This window comes from Paenibacillus monticola (assembly GCF_009664975.1).
GTDB lineage: Bacteria > Bacillota > Bacilli > Paenibacillales > Paenibacillaceae > Paenibacillus_AQ > Paenibacillus_AQ monticola.
Map to the genome: position 1 here is coordinate 700,103 of NZ_WJXB01000003.1, position 18,811 is coordinate 718,913.

At 46.7% G+C, this 18,811-nt stretch carries 15 protein-coding genes and 3 pseudogenes; 7 read left to right on the forward strand and 11 right to left on the reverse strand.

Annotation, left to right across the window (positions count from 1 at the left end):
* Positions 1-100: 100 nt before the first annotated feature.
* Positions 101-334 (reverse strand): hypothetical protein, encoded by a 234-nt coding sequence (locus GJB61_RS12175; protein ID WP_154118753.1) that lies wholly within the window; start codon positions 332-334, stop codon positions 101-103.
* Between the two features lie 477 nt (positions 335-811).
* Between GJB61_RS12175 and GJB61_RS12180 the strand changes: the two genes are divergently transcribed.
* Positions 812-1,153: a ribosome small subunit-dependent GTPase A gene (locus GJB61_RS12180; protein ID WP_229521611.1), complete on the forward strand. Its 342-nt coding sequence runs from the start codon at positions 812-814 to the stop codon at positions 1,151-1,153.
* A gap of 87 nt (positions 1,154-1,240) precedes the next feature.
* On the forward strand, positions 1,241-2,257 hold the full coding sequence (locus GJB61_RS12185; RefSeq protein ID WP_154118754.1) for an aminoglycoside phosphotransferase family protein: 1,017 nt from the start codon (positions 1,241-1,243) through the stop codon (positions 2,255-2,257).
* 123 nt (positions 2,258-2,380) lie between these two features.
* Here GJB61_RS12185 and GJB61_RS12190 read toward each other — a convergent pair whose 3' ends face one another.
* From GJB61_RS12190 to paiA, 5 genes and pseudogenes are all read right to left on the reverse strand, one after another.
* A complete protein-coding gene (locus GJB61_RS12190) occupies positions 2,381-3,016 on the reverse strand; it encodes a hypothetical protein (protein WP_154118755.1) in 636 nt (211 codons plus the stop codon).
* Positions 3,017-3,315: 299 nt separating this feature from the next.
* A complete protein-coding gene (locus GJB61_RS12195; RefSeq protein WP_154118756.1) occupies positions 3,316-4,083 on the reverse strand; it encodes a nucleotidyltransferase domain-containing protein in 768 nt (255 codons plus the stop codon).
* Positions 4,084-4,300: 217 nt separating this feature from the next.
* Positions 4,301-4,387: pseudogene (locus GJB61_RS12200) on the reverse strand (helix-turn-helix domain-containing protein); the annotation flags it as partial.
* A 31-nt stretch (positions 4,388-4,418) separates the two neighbouring features.
* Positions 4,419-4,905, reverse strand: a pseudogene (locus GJB61_RS12205) (DUF2975 domain-containing protein).
* A 160-nt stretch (positions 4,906-5,065) separates the two neighbouring features.
* Positions 5,066-5,584 carry a spermidine/spermine N(1)-acetyltransferase gene (paiA, locus tag GJB61_RS12210; RefSeq protein WP_154118757.1) on the reverse strand — a complete coding sequence of 173 codons (519 nt, stop codon included), beginning with the start codon at positions 5,582-5,584 and terminating at the stop codon, positions 5,066-5,068.
* A 349-nt stretch (positions 5,585-5,933) separates the two neighbouring features.
* On the opposite strand from paiA, the gene GJB61_RS12215 reads away from it, so the two are divergent.
* Positions 5,934-6,551: a TetR/AcrR family transcriptional regulator gene (locus tag GJB61_RS12215; RefSeq protein WP_154118758.1), complete on the forward strand. Its 618-nt coding sequence runs from the start codon at positions 5,934-5,936 to the stop codon at positions 6,549-6,551.
* A gap of 28 nt (positions 6,552-6,579) precedes the next feature.
* The gene (locus tag GJB61_RS12220; RefSeq protein WP_154118759.1) at positions 6,580-8,961 is read left to right on the forward strand and encodes an MMPL family transporter; all 2,382 of its coding nucleotides are present in this window, start codon (positions 6,580-6,582) and stop codon (positions 8,959-8,961) included.
* Between the two features lie 226 nt (positions 8,962-9,187).
* Here the strand turns inward: GJB61_RS12220 and GJB61_RS12225 are convergent, their stop codons facing one another.
* Together GJB61_RS12225 and GJB61_RS12230 are read right to left on the reverse strand one after the other, a co-directional pair.
* The gene (locus tag GJB61_RS12225) at positions 9,188-10,702 is read right to left on the reverse strand and encodes a response regulator transcription factor (RefSeq protein WP_154118760.1); all 1,515 of its coding nucleotides are present in this window, start codon (positions 10,700-10,702) and stop codon (positions 9,188-9,190) included.
* A gap of 16 nt (positions 10,703-10,718) precedes the next feature.
* Complete coding sequence (locus GJB61_RS12230) at positions 10,719-12,494, reverse strand: cache domain-containing sensor histidine kinase (protein WP_154118876.1); 1,776 nt, start codon at positions 12,492-12,494, stop codon at positions 10,719-10,721.
* 201 nt (positions 12,495-12,695) lie between these two features.
* Between GJB61_RS12230 and GJB61_RS12235 the strand changes: the two genes are divergently transcribed.
* From GJB61_RS12235 to GJB61_RS12245, 3 genes are all read left to right on the forward strand, one after another.
* Positions 12,696-14,027: an ABC transporter substrate-binding protein gene (locus GJB61_RS12235; protein ID WP_154118761.1), complete on the forward strand. Its 1,332-nt coding sequence runs from the start codon at positions 12,696-12,698 to the stop codon at positions 14,025-14,027.
* Positions 14,028-14,110: 83 nt separating this feature from the next.
* Positions 14,111-14,983 carry a carbohydrate ABC transporter permease gene (locus tag GJB61_RS12240; protein WP_154118762.1) on the forward strand — a complete coding sequence of 291 codons (873 nt, stop codon included), beginning with the start codon at positions 14,111-14,113 and terminating at the stop codon, positions 14,981-14,983.
* Complete coding sequence (locus GJB61_RS12245; protein WP_154118763.1) at positions 14,983-15,813, forward strand: carbohydrate ABC transporter permease; 831 nt, start codon at positions 14,983-14,985, stop codon at positions 15,811-15,813. The genes GJB61_RS12240 and GJB61_RS12245 overlap by 1 nt, the downstream gene beginning before the upstream one ends.
* Positions 15,814-16,245: 432 nt before the next feature.
* Here GJB61_RS12245 and GJB61_RS12250 read toward each other — a convergent pair whose 3' ends face one another.
* The 3 genes and pseudogenes from GJB61_RS12250 to GJB61_RS12260 all read right to left on the reverse strand — a co-directional run bounded on the left by GJB61_RS12250 (position 16,246) and on the right by GJB61_RS12260 (position 18,786).
* Positions 16,246-16,389: a hypothetical protein gene (locus GJB61_RS12250; protein WP_154118764.1), complete on the reverse strand. Its 144-nt coding sequence runs from the start codon at positions 16,387-16,389 to the stop codon at positions 16,246-16,248.
* A gap of 6 nt (positions 16,390-16,395) precedes the next feature.
* A pseudogene (locus tag GJB61_RS12255) lies at positions 16,396-16,622 on the reverse strand (DUF6979 family protein); the annotation flags it as partial.
* A gap of 325 nt (positions 16,623-16,947) precedes the next feature.
* Positions 16,948-18,786, reverse strand: coding sequence for a family 20 glycosylhydrolase (locus GJB61_RS12260; RefSeq protein WP_154118766.1), 1,839 nt, complete (start codon positions 18,784-18,786; stop codon positions 16,948-16,950).
* Positions 18,787-18,811 lie beyond the last annotated feature (25 nt).

Here is an 18,811-nt window from a genome sequence, read left to right on the forward strand (position 1 = left end):
TTGTACTCTCCTTCTGGAGTTTTGGTAGATATGACTCCAAAGTGATATATTTATACATTAATATGATTTTGATAATTATGTAGTTCATTTCTTCTTAGCTTTAAAATAATAGTAAGTGTTTGTTTTCTTTCATCTTCTTCCGAATAAATTTAAATACACCTCTTAAAATAATCACTGATAAAATAATAAGCATAATTGGACCTATTTCTAAAAAAAATACTGGAACTAATGTAGATAATGAAATAAATAATTCATAAATAAAAAAATAATCAACAATTCCAACTACGACAACGGATAAAACAATGAATTGTAATTTTTGATAATAAAAAGCCATCGTATAAAGAACCCTTCTAAGGAAATAAAGTAACCTCATCACACACCTCATTGTAATATATTTACATACAATTACGGCTTGATCTTTAAATGGTTTCGTGTGTTTGAGCAATTAAAGTAGGTTAATTCACGGAGTTATATCCAGCATTGATTTTTTTCCCAAAAAAGGTTATTTTATAGACAGCTTAGTGATAAGCAAGTTCCTGACACGAAGGGAGATGTATTTAATGGCAACTACTTATATGGTGGTTTCGTCTTAAAACTGAATAGTAGGCATAGGTGAAAAAAGCGGGAAAACGCCCGGATTATTTGATATGCCTTCCAAAGTAACCTTTCGTGAATATTGCTGTTTGCAGATACGATGAAGGTCGTATCTTTTTTGCGTCCTGATGCCGCGCGACAGCAGCTTCTTTAGAGGCTGTTTGTCCGTGGCATTTTTGCGTCCAAAAAACAACATTAAAGGAGCTAACCAAAAAACATGATGGATTTGAAAACCTATGGATATACAGAAATAGAAGCAATTCCCCACGGTTTATTGCCCGGCAGGGTGACGGAGCTTCAGCGCGAGCGCTTCACGGTCATGACCAAGCGTGGCGAAATAACGGCGGTACTCAAAGGTACGTTCTATCACAGCGCGGAAACACGCGTGGACTATCCGTGCGTTGGTGATTTTGTCTTGCTGCACTACAACGAGAGCGGAAATTCTCTCATCGTTAGCCGTAAGCTTTACCGATGTGGAGGAACGGTTCCCTCAATGCCGTTTTGCAGATTGCAGCCATCAATCCGAGCCGGGCTGTTCCGTTCTTGCTGCGCTTGCTGACGGGTCGTTGCCGCGTGAAAGGTGGGAGCATTATATTACACAGCAGTATGAGAACAAGCAATCGAAGAAAAATGGAGGTTGGAAGAAATGAATATTAAATCCGAAACGCTGATCTATGTCTTAGGCCGATACTTGAAGAAGGATATCCTCTCAGCCGACTTCCTAACCACGCCGTTACAGGGCGGAACTGTGGGAAATGTGCATCTCGTAACGGGGATCGCCGAAACCGCAGATGGTGAAAAAATGCCGTACCGTATCGTGCTGAAAATTCAAAAGAAATGGGAACGTTACAACGATCCGGATTCCTGGCGCCGGGAATATGATCTCTATATGTCTGACTTGGGAAAGACATTCTCGGATACCTTCCGCTGGCCAACATGTTACCATGCGGAGATGAATACCGAAGAAAATGAATTCCAGCTGTGGCTGGAATATATCGATGGGGTATCTGGTTTAGAACTGACCGGTGACATGTATGAACAGGCCGCGCTGGAGTTGGGACGTTATCAAGGCAAGCTGCATACGGAGCAACCCGCTGCGCTGCTGAGCCTGACCAACTTGAGCCATGCGGATCTTATGAAAAATACGTATCTGCATTATCGGTCATGGCCAGTCGTTTACGATTATATACGCTCGGAGGACTGTGAATTTCCGCAGCACGTGCGGCAAATGCTCATCGACATCGATGAGCACGCAGACGAGATACTTGCTCGCATTGAGCAATTGCCCCTCGTGCTATGCCACCGGGACTTCTGGGTGACCAACCTGATCTATGCTAACGGGAAAATCGTGCTCATCGACTGGGATACATCCGGATGGGGCTACCTGGGCGAGGATCTCGCAAGCCTGATTGCAGATGAAGCGGATATCGATCATATGGTCGAATACTACCAGCGGTGTGTTCCCACGTATTACAAAGGCTTTTCGGAATATGCAGTTGCACCCCCTGTTGCCAACCATTGCGTCTACGAGATGTCCCTTCTCGTATTCGGGTACAGGCTTGTGGAGAGCTATCTCCACACAGAGGATGATGACGAGAAGACGAAGCTTCTCCATACGCTCCAAAAAATCTATGAAATGAAGACCAGCCCTGCGCAGGGTTGACTCTAAAAAAAGAACTCCGAGAACCCTTGAATGTAGTGGGTTTTCGGAGTTTCTTAAATGTCCCATTTCGATCGTCGCCGGCGGCTTGCTCGTCGTGTCGTAGAAGACACTATTGTCATGGTGCTATCGTTCTCCGTTAGTACAATCCATAAGGATTCGTTTCGCATAAGACTCCCAGTTTGCTTCATCCGTGTTTATTTCTAAAGTTGGAATCAAGGATTGTTTCGTACATCTACGAAGCTTTTCCTGACTTTCTAAGAAGTTATGACATGTTTCAGTTACAGTAGAGTGATTTCCCATCACATATGACTTCCAAGCTTCACCACGACTTTCAATAAACCTAGGCTCAACAGCATCTTGGGACAAGGTTAAGAGTACACAACGTGCATTCATCCTGAGTAGACGTTTTTCCAGCAACTCAATTTCTGGGGAAACTTCAAACGCAGCCCTATGATTTACATGAAACCTCTCTAATAGATAAAATACACCGTTCTGTAGTTTTGAATGACCAAGAGAATTAATCCAATCGTATTGTTGTTCAAGATAATCAATATGACGACTTAGAAGGGAAATATGTTCATCCTTATCCATGGATTTTAAGACACCATGGTATGAATGCAGAACCTGTGAATAATGTTCGCTTATTGCTATTATTGAATTTTCACAATTTTCCGTTTGATTTTGTAATCTTTTTATAGCAGAAAATAATGATGTTTTTCCTACAGTGGACATCCCTTCGATAATTACTCCTCGAATCATCTCTCTACTCTCCTCAGCTTTTTTTAAGCATCCTGAAAAAAGATTCTACAGTATTACCGAATTATCCTGCCCAATAGCTTAAAAGACTACCGATCTACTGGCAGCCTTCTGTCTTTACGCTATAGATCTGGTTGTTGAGCTATCGTTTCCCGTGAGCTCAATAGTCTTATGTTTTAATTAGAGTCGCTGCTTATAGTTGTGAGGCTTGCCGAACACCTAATGCAGTGACGTCCCGACGGGCTTAGGGGGCTGGATGTGGTCACTCGCTTCTCAGAGTGACCCGGAGCATCAATATGGTGTTAGCCGAGGGAAGTTCTGGAAGCAGCCATTGCATTTAAGGCGTTCTCAAAATAGCTATATACTTCATCTGCAATTCCCAGAAACTCTTCAACAAGTACATTACTATCCAAGTAACAAGCATACAGATAATTAACTAAAGCGGAGTCAATCTCACAATAGTTTAATATGGCATTCTTCATCTTAATAATGTCATCTTGCCATACACCTGTATCTTCTAAAACCAAAGAGTATAATGCACGAATTAATCTCTTAGAGTAACCTTTAATATATCTAGTTTTCATTGTGTTATCACTAGCATTAGAAAGTAAACTATGTATACGATCTACTTCCTCCTTGGTCTCTGTATTTAAGTCTAAAATGAACTCTGGAGAAATAATTATCGGTGGTACTTTTTCACCAACGTCATGACCATATATGCAAACACAAATTATCTTCACCCAAAAACCCCACTCATTTGGTTTACTTAATACATCGTCAATCGAGCAAATTATCGTATCAATCTTAGTTACTACTGGATATTCTTCCAAAAGCCTGTCTTTAATATTTGACAATCTTTCGTAATCAATATCTTTGGGATTTACACATACAATAGTAAAGTCTGCATCTGACTTAAAAGGTTTAGCAGTTCCTTTTGGAATCGAGCCACACATATAAATGCTATGAATCTTACCTTTAAATTCGGTAAGTATATTATCTATATACTTATCAACAAAATCCTTATATTCACTTTGTATTACAATTCTATTTATAACTTTTTCTAATATCATATAGACTCCTCCTAAACTAAGAACTTCTTTCGGCTAACGTCTTTTTTGCGAACTTCGTAAATTCGTCATGACTTAAGTTATTCGCGAAATCATTCAACTATCCTGCCAGTTAGCGTAACGAAGGACTGCCGTTTGGCAGTCCTTATGAATTTGAGCTAACGTAATCCGTTAGTTATAAAATTTGTTGTCTGTTTTATTGAGTGTCTCCGTCGTTTTTTTACTCCAAAATATCACCTGGCTGACAATCCAAAGTCTTACATATCGCTGCCAATGTTGAAAAACGAACCGCTTTTGCTTTCCCATCAATATTTATGATAATTGTCATTTCCTTCACCTCAGACCGTCAAATCATTTTCTGATTTTATATTAATCGCTTCTTGTAGAAGCCGTTGGAGGATAGCAGCAAAAACGGCGATAACCAACGAAGCAAAAATGATGATGAGTCCCATTAATCCAATAGGAGGGTCAACCTTCTTCGCTATAAACCGAAAGAGTGGCAAACCTAATACATACAACCCACTGATTGTAATCGCACAGCACTTTATGTTTTTTAACGCCTTTACCGATAATTCTGAGAACGCCGTGTTCTCGTCAATGTACCGTAAAAGATTGAAAGCCTGATAGAGCGCAAAGTAAAAAGGCACAGCCGCTCCATACATCACGATGAAAACGAGATATTTCATTAGGGTTATATTGGGATACATTTTTTACAGCAAAATTCGCCATATGGGGCACTAAAAATATACACAAAGCAAGCACTGCAATTCCAGCCAGAACAATAATTACCTTTAAGATATGGGTTGATCCTCGTTTAACATTCATTCAAAACACCTCATCACTTATTTAATGGCAAGATGATTTTAGCATGTAATTTATCGTTTTACAATAAATTTATATTGTTTTTATTATACTATTATTGTTTTTTTAATTTACAACGGGTTCAACAAAACTGCCGTTAGTTTAATATTATTTCATAGAAAAGCTATATGAGTGTTTTGGTCATTATAATATCTATTTGTTCTTCATCACCCATATAGAAAGAGTGGGCTCCTGTTTGAACAAAATCCATTTTTCCATAAAATGCAATTGCCTTCTCATTTTTTTCCCAAACTCCGAGCCAGATCTTCTCTTTATTCTGTCTCATCGCTATTTCTATAGCTTTATGGATTAGATAGCTACCAAGCCCCTGTTTATGAAATTTCTCTCTGACATAAATTCTCTCGATCTCAAGCGCAGTATTGCCCATTTTTTCAGATTGAGTATCATTAGTGTTTACCTTTAAATACCCGGCAATTTCCTCGGTAGAATAAATAAAATAAAATTCGGAAGAGATATATGATAATTCTTTTTCTAATTGGTTTAAGTTAAATGCTTTTTCCAAGTAGGCTTTCATATTTTCAGGTGAATTTTGATTCTTAAATGTCTCATTAAATGTTTCAACACTAATTTCTTGAAGTAATCCTAGATCATCAAATGTGCATTTTTTTATATTTATAGTCATTTATTTTTCCCCTTTTAATTCCTGATTTTTATATATTCGCACGAGATTGCAACTCCAATAATATTGTATTTTTCAAACGCAGTAAATCCATAAACTGTTATGCAGGGGTCAAATAGCAACTGGATTAATGCCTGCGGTGGATCGAATGTTAGAAACAATCCGCAGCAAATTCGTCCAGCTCCCCGCGCTGAAGAATCTGGAAATCCTCTTAACCTCTACACATTTTCCCAATCAGTTCACAATTCCGTAACTAATTGCTCATTGCGCATTTTTGCCCTTTGCGCAATAATAACATAAGTGAATAGAGTTCAGAGTGTTCTCTGGACCAAGAAAGGAGGATTCATCGAATTTGAACCCCAAACTGACGCTGCGCGATAAAAAAAAAGAAGCCACTGCCTATGCATTAAGCGAAGCTGCCTTTGAGCTTGCGTTAGAGAAGGGCATGGACAGTTTCATTGTCGATGACATTGTTCAGAAGGCTGGCTTTTCCCGGCGGACCTTTGCTAATTACTTCTCGTGCAAAGAGGAAGCAGTAGCAGAGTATTTTATAGGTAGTGTTACAAATGAAGATGACAAAATACTATTAGCGGGTTTGGCCCCGGATGCAACACCACTGGATGCCTTATACAAATTGCTCAAGCTGCAGTTTACCTCTGAGTTTCTGCATAAGTTGCAGCAGTTCGTATTGCTCGCAAATCAATATCCATCGCTGGAGCCTTATATTCTCAGTGTATTCCGCCGTTTGCAAGTCACTGCTCAAGAAGTGCTCGAGCAATTCTCCCATGGACGCTATGCAGACGGATATACCCATCTTCTTGCCGGTGCTGTCTACGGAGCATTTGTCCCCCTTCTGGACGGACGGCTTAACGTCATGCTGCCGGGCGAAGCACAGGGTGAAGACTCCGATGCCATATCGTTCGATCAGTATTTGAATTCCATGTTTACTTATTTGCGCAACGGCTTTTAAACCAGAGATAAAAAGGAGAAACCATCACATGTCTACATTTCTGTACCGATTAGGAAAATCAGCTTATTCCAAGCCATGGTACTTTCTCACGGCCTGGATCGTCATTCTCGGTGTTATAGGCGCCCTGCTCGGCGTCAATGGTATCCAGTCCAGCTCCGAAATGAAAATTGAGGGCACGGAATCACAAAAAGTACTGGATATGCTGGTTAAGGAGCTTCCTGCTGCTGCCGGCGGCCAGGCGAGCGTCGCTTTCACCGCACCGGACGGAGAACGTCTGGATACGCCCGAACGGTTAGCACTACTTCAAAAAGCCATTAATGATGTCTACAACATGGAGTACATCATCAACCCTGCTAAACTGGCAGCCCAAGCCGCTGCTGCAGGTCAATCCGCTACGGCGGATCAATCTGCTGCTGCAGATCCATCGGCTGCGGCAGGTCAGTCTGCTGCTGCAGATCCATCGGCTGCGGCGGGTCAGTCTGCTGCTGCAGATCCATCGGCTGCGGCAGGACAAACTGCCCCTTATGGTCCGCTGATGGCTGACGGCGTTCCTATTCCCGGCGTCATGCTTTCCGGGGACGGTAGCATCGCCTTGTTCCAGTTTCAATTCACTGTTCAGCAGACGTCGCTGCCCGCATCTGTACCGGATAACATCATCAACACCGTGACCGAAGTCGAGCAGGCAGGCTCCGGCATCACAGCCATTCCGAGCGATTCGCTGAAGAGCATTCCAGCCATCGGATCGACAGAAGTGGTCGGCGTTGTCGTTGCTGCAGTTGTGCTGTTTATTACGCTTGGCTCGGTCGTTGCCGCTGGACTGCCGCTACTCACCGCGCTCCTCGGTGTAGGAATTAGCGTCGGTGGTGCGTTTGCCCTCTCAAATATTATCCAGATGAATGACATAACGCCGATTCTCGCCGTTATGATCGGTCTGGCTGTCGGCATCGACTACTCTTTGTTCATCGTAAACAGACAGCGGCGACTCATTCTCGATGAGAAATTAAGCGCTAGCGAAGCTGCAAGCCGGGCATTGGGTACTGCCGGCAGCGCCGTATTCTTCGCCGGTCTGACCGTAATTATCGCCCTCTGCGGTATGCTAGTTATCGGCATCGGATTCTTGTCGACCATGGCACTTGTTGCCGCTGCCAGCGTTCTGGTCAATGTCTTGCTGGCACTAACCCTGCTGCCTGCGCTATTGGGTCTGGTCGGTGAACGAATCTGCACAGCCAAAGCCCGTACAAAAAGCACAGTCTCCGCAAATAAAGCCAGCCACGGATTCTCGCACCGTTGGGCGAACATTACAGTGAAATACCGTTGGGTCATCATTGTTTTGGTTGTCCTGGTTCTTGGAACAGCAGCAATTCCAGTTACGAAAATGGAACTGGGCATTCCATCCGGCGCCTCGGCCAACCTGGACACTCCGGCTCGCCAAAGCTATGACATTATTTCCAAAGGCTTCGGTGAAGGCTTCAATGGACCGCTGCTACTCGTAGCTCAGCCGAACAACCCATCCGATAAAATTTCAATGGAGCAACTCGGTAAGCTGGTTCAGGAGATCCAAATGCATGATAACGTCACACTTGTGTCCCCAATGGGCGTCAATGCAACTGGTGATATCGCCATTATCAGCCTGATCCCTAAAACAGGCCCGACAGATGCAGTGACAAGAGATCTGGTGCAGGATCTGCGCGATCCCGCTTCCAGTATCGCAACTGGGAATAACATCAAGCTTGGTGTGACCGGCTTCACCGCCATCAATATCGATATGTCATCCAAGCTTTCCGCCGCTTTCCCGCTGTATATCGGCATCATCGTGATCCTGTCACTGATCATCCTGCTGCTTGTCTTCCGGTCGATCATCGTTCCGATCAAAGCAACCGTCGGCTTTATTCTCAGCATTCTAGCTACCTTCGGTCTGACTACAGCTGTTTATCAGTGGGGTTGGCTGCACTCCCTGTTTGGTTTCGATACAGGAGGACCGCTGCTCAGCTTTATGCCGATTCTGGTCACCGGTATTCTGTACGGGCTGGCAATGGATTATCAGGTATTCCTGGTCAGCTCCATGCGTGAAGCTTATGTCCACGGACGCCATGGCAACGAAAGCGTCGTTCACGGCTATGATCTCGCCAGCCGTGTCGTGCTTGCCGCAGGCGTAATCATGGTCTCCGTCTTTGCCGGCTTTATCTTCGCTCCTGATGCGATGATCAAGCAGATCGGCTTCGCCTTAGCCTTCGGTATCCTGATCGATGCCTTCATCATCCGTATGACGCTCGTTCCGGCCGTAATGGCGGTCTTCGGCGATAAAGCCTGGTGGCTTCCGAAATGGCTGGACCGCTTGCTTCCGAATCTCGATGTTGAAGGCGATAAGCTGATCACCAAGCTGCATGCCGAGCGCGTACACAAGAAATAACAAAACGGACGGCATCATCGGCGTCCGTCCGAATTATTCAAGAGCAAAGCCTGCGGACAATGTCTGCAGGCTTTGCTCTTTTATATTACAGCTTGTCAATCCGGAATTCTTAATCTTCATCAGCTGGTGGACCTGAGCTCCTTACTTCTCCACTGTTCGTCATCTTGTAGGTAATTAACGATACCTGCTATCTTCGCAAACCCTGTGTCCTGGTAGACCTAGCGGCTTAGCCTCTATCGGTTTGACCTTCCTTATACTCTGTAGGACTGCAGCCTGTGTATTCCTTGAATACCTTGGAGAAATAGTGCTGATCTCCGAAAGACAGTACCTCCGACAACTCCTTCACCTTCATCTCCGGTTTGGCTGCAATCAGCCGGCAGGCTTCGGCAATCTTCAGCTGCATATAGTAATGCACGAAGGTTTGATGCGAATATTTTTTAATGATCCTGCTTATATAAGAGGGACTCACATGAAATTTGAGTGCCACATCGGTAATGGAGATCTGGGAGTAGATATGCTGCTGCAAGTATTGATCCAACTGCTGGAACAGCTCCTCGCCACTCTTTTTCTTCTGATGATTCAACCAATCAAAGCACCGCTCCGTCCAGTCGAGCACGGCTTCCACGAAAGCCTCATAGCTCTCACTCTTCAGCATCCGCTGCACTTCATCCTCCAGCTTCAGCCCATCCTCTGAATCCTGATAATAGCCTAAGCTACTGAAGGTCTCTGCCAGGGACCAGATGAACCTTTCCAGCTCGGTGATCCGGATATTAGCAGTATTAAAATTCAGCAGTTGCTGCCCCAACAGCAGCAAGCAGCGTTCCTTTTGCCGCTGTTCGATCATGTCTGTGAAATGCTTCGTCAACCTCTCAATTTCACCGCCTGGCAGCATTCCCTTAGGCATTGTATAAGCTGTGTCCATAAGACGGCTGGACACAGACAGCTGCTCATTCATCAACTTATCCAACTTCTCATAGACCTTACCCAGCATCCGGTTCACTACAGGCTGCGGCTCGGCCGCTATGGAAACCTCAATGCCTTGAAGCTGCAGCTCAGCATAGATTCTCTTCATACATTCATAAACAGACGGATAAGTCTCCAACACCGGACTGCCTATGACAGCGAGAAACTGTTCAGGCAGCAGGGTAGGAAACACCCAGCAATCATGTGGTGCACAGACCTCGCTCAGGCAAGACTGAATCACCTGCCCGTTCCAGCGGTCCGGTCCCGGCCATGGTGTAAACAGCTGCCTGCGGAGGATCAGCATAATCTTGTCTCCGGCAGCAAATTTTGCTTGAGGCTCCAAGGACAAGAGGAACTGAGGCTCTACAATTCCTTCCAGAAGATCTTTAACACTGCCCTGCTGCTCCTGAAGATGGGCAACCAGCCGCTGCATCACTTCGGCAAGCTGATGGCGCTCCACAGGCTTCAGCAGATAGTCGAACACTTGCAGGTTCAGTGCTTTGCGCGTATATTCGAAATCACTGTATCCGCTGATCAGCACAGCCTTCAGTTTCGGATTCACAAGCTTGCACTGTTCGATCAGCGCAAGTCCGTCCAGCTTGGGCATACGGATATCAGTCAGCAGGATATCAACGGGATGCGCCTTTATATATTCCAGTGCCTCCATCCCGTTCGACACAGTGGCTGTAATGCGGATGGGCAGTTCTGTTGACTGCATAAGTGCTTGGATATTCCGTAGAATCGGCTTGCTGTCTTCTGCAATGATAGCGGTGTACATCGCTGTCCCTCCCGGTTTAATAGAAGTCTTTGCTCATGGATGCGATAATCTGAACCGTGGCTCCCTTACCCTCCTCTGAATGGTGGTAGATGTTGAAGAAAAGTCGGTTCTTGTACATCAGCTTCAACCGGTTCACCGTATTTACAATGCCCATATTGCCGATCCCCGAAGTATTATTCTGAAGCTCGTACACCCCTGAATCCGAGCCATGGATATTGTCCAGAATTCCCTTAATCTTGCCCGGCTCGAAACCATCTCCGTTATCCCGGATTTCTATGGCCCACAGGCCGTTATACACCTTCACCCTCACCTGGATCTTCCATGGCGGGTCCGTGTTCTTAAAAGCATGTTCAATACAGTTCTCCACGAACGGTTGTATGACAAGACGGGGCAGCTCAATCAGATCAAACAGCTCATCCTCATCAATCTCCCACTCCAGATCATCCTCGAAATTGTGCTGAATCAGAGACAAATAATGCTGGGTATGCTTCAGTTCCTCCGTTAAAGTGACATGCTGATAGGGGGAAGACACAATATAGCGCAGGCTATCTGACAAATGTTTGCACATTTCTGTTACGACCACATTTTTACCTTCCTGTGCGGCAATACTGATGAGATACAGAACATTGTGTATGAAATGGGGGGCAATCTGCGCTTGAAGTGCTGAATTCCGCGACTTCACCTCTTCATGCAGCGCAAACTTTTCCCGTTCAATGGATTCCTGCAACCGTTCGAGCAGCTCCTGAAAGGCCCCATTCAGTTGAATCAACTCATTGTTGTGCGTGCGCGTGTCCGCCTTCACATTCATATTGCTGTAGTTAATCCGCAGAATCTGGCTGCGCAGCTTACGGATAGGAAGCAGCAGATTTTTCGTAGAGAAGTAGATAAAGATGAACGAGAACAGGATCAGCGCTGTAATCAGCAGAATGGAGATATATTTCACCGAATTGACAGGTCCTAGCACAAAGCTCTTCGACGTCACAACGTAAGTGGTCCAGCCGGTTTCAGCCGATCTATTATAGGCTACATAGTTCTGGTTGCTGTCCAGATAGATTCCGGTTACCGATGTGGAAGCTGCAAAATCCGGAACCTCTTCCCCTTGCTGAAGCACTGGGGAACTTGAGATCAGCTGATTTTCCATATCTACAATATAAACCTTGCTATTGGCAATGCCGGCTGCAGATCTTTTCAGATATTCCTGATCCAACTGGATCGCCAGATAGCCGAACACCTGACCATTCTGGTTCATAATCGCCCGCACAAAGGATATTACGTTCGTTGGCTGGCGGTACACAGCGTAACCGCTTGCACTCCAGGTCGTAAGCTTACCGCTTTCCTCCAGGAACGGTACAAGCGAAGTCGGATTGCCGGCGTATCCGATATAAGAGGCCACCTCCGCCCCTTTCAGGTTATAAATAATCATATCTTCAATATTCCGACTCGGGCCAAGTGCCTGGAACATGATATCCCTGAGCCTGCGGCTCCGTGTCAGTCCCTCAAGGGTAAGCTTCGAGTAATCACCAGCGGACAGCAGAGTGAATATGTCTTTATTCGACAGAATCCGCTGGGACAGCTGATTCTGATTATTAATATAGAGATTGAGCTGATCGCTGACTTTGGCGGCTGCCATCTTCATTTCATTCTCCGTTTTGTCCTTCAGCGGATGAATGACCATAATGTTAACATAGACCAGGAAACAGCCTAGCACAATCAGCAGCAAAAGCATGAAAGTCAGAAAAAACTTCGTTTGCAGACTGGCCTGAACCCTGCCCCTGCCAAATTTTCTGTACATGGTAGCCAAGTTGAATCCTCCCTGAACCTTTTGATGCTCCTACTTTACAACCAAACCGGTAAATGAACAAGCTGCTTTACAGTTCAGGATATTACACAGAAAGAGTCAAGTACAAACATGTACCTTACACAGACATCATTCTATAATCAAAATGTAAACGGATTCACAACGATAGAAAATTTCACTACGGGGGCGATCCACATGAATGACAAAATGAAAAAAATCGCAACAGGTCTGTTGGCTGGTGTAATGACACTGTCACTGGCTGCATGCGGCTCTAACAATTCAGGCTCCGGCAATGCTTCAGCAACTAACAATGGAACTGGAAACAGCAGCAACACCGGGGAAAAGGTAACCATTGAGCTTGCCATCTCCAAAAGCTCGCAAGATTCGGCATTTGTCGCTCAGGATCTGCTTGATGAGTTTGAACAGAAAACCAATATTAAAGTGAATCTTCAGCTGCTTCCGGCTGAACAGACAGCCACCGTCCTGCAAACCAAACTGGCCGTTGACGAGGTCCCTGACCTTATTCAATACAACCTGGCCAGTGCCGTAACGGATCTTAACCTGGAGCGCAACTTCGAAATTCTCGACAATGAGCCTTGGGTGGGCAGATTGCTGAACAAGGATGTGCTCTCCGCTAACGATCATGTCTACAGCTTCCATGTCAGCCAAGATACAGGAATGCAGGGAGTTGTGTATAACAAGGATATCTTCAAAGAACTGGGCCTTGCCATTCCGAACAGTTACGAGGAATTCCTCGCCGTATGCGAGAAGATCAAGGCCAGCGGCGTTACACCAGTCTTCATGCCATTCAAAGATAACTGGGCCGCGAATATCTGGCCGGCTGCCGCTTTTGCGGACTGGGCCGCAAAGAACGAACCCTCCCTTTTCGACGACATCAATGCCGGCCGTAAAAAATGGTCCGATGTTCCGGAATTCGCCACTTTCCTTCAGCAGCAATATGACGTCTACAAAAAAGGCTACACCAACACTGACATTCTCAGCGACAGCTACGATATGGCCGTTGGCAAATTCCTGAATAAAGAAACCGCGATGATGTTCATGGGAGACTGGCTGATTGTGAACGTGGCCGAAAAAGATCCGAGTATGCACCTGGGCCTGTTCGCCATTCCTTCTTCCGATGGCGCAAGTCTTGGCGCGAGCCCGCTGGGCGGCCAATTATTCATTCCGAAAAAAGCCAAGCACATGGATGAAGCCAAGAAATTCCTGGAGTTCATCGCCAGCAAAGAAGTAGCGCAGAAAATTGTCGACGCTCAGGGTTATGTATCCAACTTCAGCGATGTCACTACGCCGAAGCTTCCGGAATACAAGCAGGAAATTGTCGATCAATACATCACACCTAAGAAGACGGTGCTGACTACCGATGCTTACATGATCGTAGACCGCAGCGAGCTGTATCGTCTGCTTCAGGATGAGTTCGCCGGTGGCCTAGACCCTGCGGGCGTTCTTAAAGCCTGGGATGAGAAATTCAGCCAGCTGATGAAGGACAAAGGAGCAGAGGGATTCTAATTCATTCGAATTAACCATACAACAGGCAGAATAAAGTCCGCTCAGGGCTTTATTCTGTCCTAGCTATATAGGAGTGTGAAGAGATGAAAATATCAAAGAAACTATACTCGTATTACCTCATCTGGCCTGCACTATTGATCTATTCCATTTTTTTCGTGCTTCCTGCACTCACCGGGCTCTTCTATTCCTTCACCGATTGGCGGCTGGACCGGGAGTCCATCAAATTTATCGGCTTTGACAACTTTGAACGTATTTTCACCGACAGAACCCTGCTGCTCGCCATCAAGAATACAGCGATCTTCGCCGTAGTCACCGTGTTAGGCAAAAACCTGCTCGGGATCGCGCTTGCTGTCGGCTTAAACATGAAGCTAAAATCCAAAAATGTTCTGCGGGCTATTTTTTACTCTCCCTCAATCTTAAGCGTTTTGGTTATTAGCATTGTGTTTACTCCCATGCTGCGCTCCGATGGTACGATTAACCGCATATTCGATGCCGTGGGCCTGCATTCGTTGAACCAGGCCTGGCTGACCAATCCGTCGATCGTCATCTTGACCGTTGCCGCGGTCTCCATCTGGCAGCATACCGGATTCCAAATGGCCATCTACTTGGCCGGATTACAGTCCATTTCCAAAGAATACTATGAAGCAGCTACTATCGATGGGGCCGGGTCATGGCGGAGCTTCCGCAGCATCACCATTCCGCTCTTGCTCCCTGCGATCAACATCAATCTGATGCTCACCCTGATCGGCGGCCTCAAGGTGTTTTCCGAGGTATTCGTGCTCACCGGCGGGGGACCGGGCAATGCTTCGCAGGTTGTAGGCACCATCATCCTCCGCTCGTTCGGTGAAGGCAGTTGGGGCCTTGGTACAGCAGTCAACACACTGCTATTCGCTGCAGTAACCATCATTGCCATTCCACTGCTGATCTTCATGCGGCGTAAGGAGGTATCGGAATAATGAACTTTTCACGTAAAATGGCTTGGCGTAACTATCTGGTCGAAGGGTTCTTGATCTTGGCCTCACTGCTGATTATCCTGCCGCTGCTAATTATGATTTTTGGAAGTTTTATGACCAGTACGGAGGTGCTGAAGTTCTCGCTGCGGCTCCCAGACAAATGGATGTTCTCCAACTATTCAAAGGTCTTCAGCGAAGGCGGTCTAGGGCGTGCGTTTCTGAATGGAATGCTGATTACCGGCGTTTCTTCCATTTTGAATATCTTCATCTCTTCGGCGGCCTCCTTCATTCTAGTCCGCAGAGATACCAAATTATCTAATTTTATGTACATGTTCTTCTTTATGGGACTGATTGCTCCGATGTCCACCATCACTACGATCCGAGTCGTGCAGTGGATGGACTTCTACGGCAGCATCACCAGTGTAATCCTGATCTATGCCTCTCTCAACACCGCGTTCAGCGTGTTTCTCTACAGCGGATTCATCCGTTCCATCCCCAAAGCGCTGGATGAGGTTGCTTTCTTGGAGGGTGCCAATACGTTTGATGTTTTTTTCAAAATCGTGACGCCGCTGATCGTTCCGGTCAACGCAACCGTAGCGATCATGGTCTTCATGTCCGTCTGGAACGACATCACCATTCCGCTCTATTTCCTGACCGACAGCTCGAAATGGACGATGCCTCTCTCAGTATACAATTTCTACGGCAAATACAGCCGGGACTGGAACCTGATCTTCGCGGATCTGGTGCTGACCTCGCTGCCCGTGCTCATCCTGTACTTGTTCTGCCAAAAGTACATTGTGAGCGGACTTACCGCGGGTGCAGTCAAGGGGTAAATAGAATAACTCATGGAATCAAGAAAGGTGAGGTAGTGCCATTATGGCCTGCTTCACCTTTTTTTGATTCTGCGGGTTCTCCGGGACCGCTTGGGGGATTGTTAGACAGGGGCCCCGCTAAACGCAGTTAATCTATCTGCTCTGGTGATGACCTACAGCACCAACTCGTCCACCAATACCCTGATCACGAATTATTTCGTGTCAGTGAACCCGAGTCCCAAGGATGCGGTGTATTCAACTCGCTGCAAGAGGACTTCCGGATCAACCGCTCCAATAGCTACGTCGCCGCTTAATTGTTGCGGACAACAACGGAAAGTTCCTGGGTGGATAACTCCGCCGTTCCGCTTACCCTACACAATATCGGTCAAATTACCGGCCTTAATAACGATACTGAGGAGAAATGGGATCATAATAAAGACAACACCTTTAACGTTACCCAAGTGACATTTCTTTAATTGCTGATTTAATTTCTTCTCTTGGAACTCTCCTTTTATCATATAAACTGCTATATGTAGCATAAGGATATTGCTCGCCATTCATGACCTCTCTCCATAGTTCAAGCTTATCTACTGCCAATTCAGGTTTGACTCTTAGATTTAAAACTGCCTGAATGGCATACTCCTTGTTGTTCTGTGATGTACTTCGCTCGGCATAGTTACCTTTACAATACCTTTCACTATACCAACTTCACACAAGCCAAGAAAAGCATTCTTAGAACATGATTTTCGTTGTGCCCAAGTGCTTTCTCCAAATACATCTAAAGCAACTTCATTCCATGCATTAAGCGGTTCAGACCGTTCTTCATTCATTATCAACTCCACAGCTATTGTAGTTACTCAATAAACCCTGCTGACAATGCAGCAATCCTCCAGCGCCCTGGACAGCGCCTTACTCGGGATGGGCTGCAGTATATTATTTATGTTCTTAGATATTTACATGGTTCGTAAACCATAGAAGTACAGCCGGCAGAGGATCAATCCTCACATCAGGTGAACTGAGAGGGCAGGACGGTAGACAGTGGCTCTCTACCCTTGTTGCAAAAACAGCAAAACAGCGGTTCTCCTGCTACCGGAGAACCGCTGTTTTGCGCTGTGTTTTGCTGCTATATTCCGAATACTGATGTTCCCTGGCGGCTCAATGATCCATATGAAGCCTCATCTCTTGGTATAAGGTCTGCTCCAGATAATCATGCAGATAAAAACGCGAGCTTACAAAATGTGCGGCCATATCGGAAGGCTGATACCGTTCCAGAGCCGCTGTCATACGGGGGCGGACATCCTCCCGTCCACGGCGGTTGTGCTGATAATTGTTCATCAAGGACTGCCATTCGGCTTCATCCCCCGGATACATCTCCTGACGGTAAACGTATTTATGGATAGCCCGAGAACGGTCCGTGGCGTCTTCAAAATCATGCATCACCGCAATCAGCTCGGCTAAATCCTTGTTGATCCGCACTTCATCAACCAGCTCCCAGATCAGATCATAATAATCCTCCAGCCTGTACCGTCCATGAAGCTCACGCGTTTTCCCGGCAGGAATGCCATGGAACAGCTCCAGGAAGCGGTCTATATAAGTATCCGCATCCGCCTTCCGGTTCCAGGCCAGCTCGGCATGAAGCAGCATGGGATACCAGGTGGTTTCAAAAATTCCGTAAGGCACTCCAAGGCTGAAAGATCCTGTCCAGTTCGTAGCGACCACGCAACTGATGTGGAGACGTCCGCCCGTTTCCGCCCATTGCAGAAGATTATCCGTCCTATTGGCAAGCACGGGATAATTCTGATGCTCCGCCGAGTCGAAGCTGCGGACCGCTGGCGCGCCCATCACTTCAATGCCGAGGGCTCCGAATTTGCCCGCAAGCCCGGAGACTTCCGCTTCAACATTGCGGCCGTTATAGATCCAGATCATCGCCACACTCCGCGGGTCCAGCATCGCAAGCTCCTCGGGGGGGCATTTATCCAGCATATCATGCCAGAATACCGGTGTTTTGCCCCGGTTTGCCGTGAATTCAATCAGTTGGTTCAGGAAGGCGATGAACGCCCGCTCCCGGATTCCGCCGAAGGCTTCCCGGCATTGCCCGCACTCACACAAGCTATACACTTCGTCGCAGCCGAGATGAATATAGGGGGAGCTCGGGTGGGCCTCCATCATCTCCTCCAGCAAATCCGTAATAAGCTGGTAGGATTCCGGACGGGACGGGCAGATTTCTCCGGTGGACGACGCGGTTTCACGGAGATGCCGCCACCGATCGTGCCGGAGCACATATTCCAGATGCCCAAAGCTCTGCTGGAGCGGAATAATCTCGATAAAATGTTCCGCCGCCACGCGCTGCAGCGCCTCCAGCTGCTCCGGACTCAGCGCATGCTGCGGGTGTGTCAGCTCCGGATACTTCCGGAACGGAAACTTGTCCTCATATTCGATCAGGACCGCATTGATTTTGTAGATAGAGAAATCAGCCAGATAACTAATCAGCAATTCCGGCTTCGAGAAGGTCTGGCGAAGATCATAGTTCATCGCACGCAAACGGGTATCCGGCCAATCCATGATGGTTACGGGAGCGATCTCTCCCTGCGCATTCCGCAGCTGAAGCAGTGTCTGGAGTCCGTAGTACAGCCCGGCCGCATCCACGGCTTGGATGCTGACGCGATGCTCCGACACCTCAAGCATGTAGCCCTCCTTCCGGCCTTCCAGAAGCGAAAGCTCCGCTTCCGGCACTCCGGCTGGGCGAGGTCGCGCCGCGCCGATCTGCGGAAGCCCGCCGGTCGCCTCCCCTGCCGCGCCGTGCAGCAGCAGGGAATAGCCGCATCCCTGTGTGAAGCAGGATAGCTTCGTCCCGGGAAATGCACGGCGGCAATGCCGCTCAAGCCTCAGCTCCTCCTGCTCCATCATCAGACTCAGCGTGACACCGTCTTTGGTCTGAAAAGCGCTTCCGCCCTCTATCTTCAACTGTTGTGGTTCTGGCAGTAAATGATGCATGGCTCTCCCCCTAATCTTGCAGCTT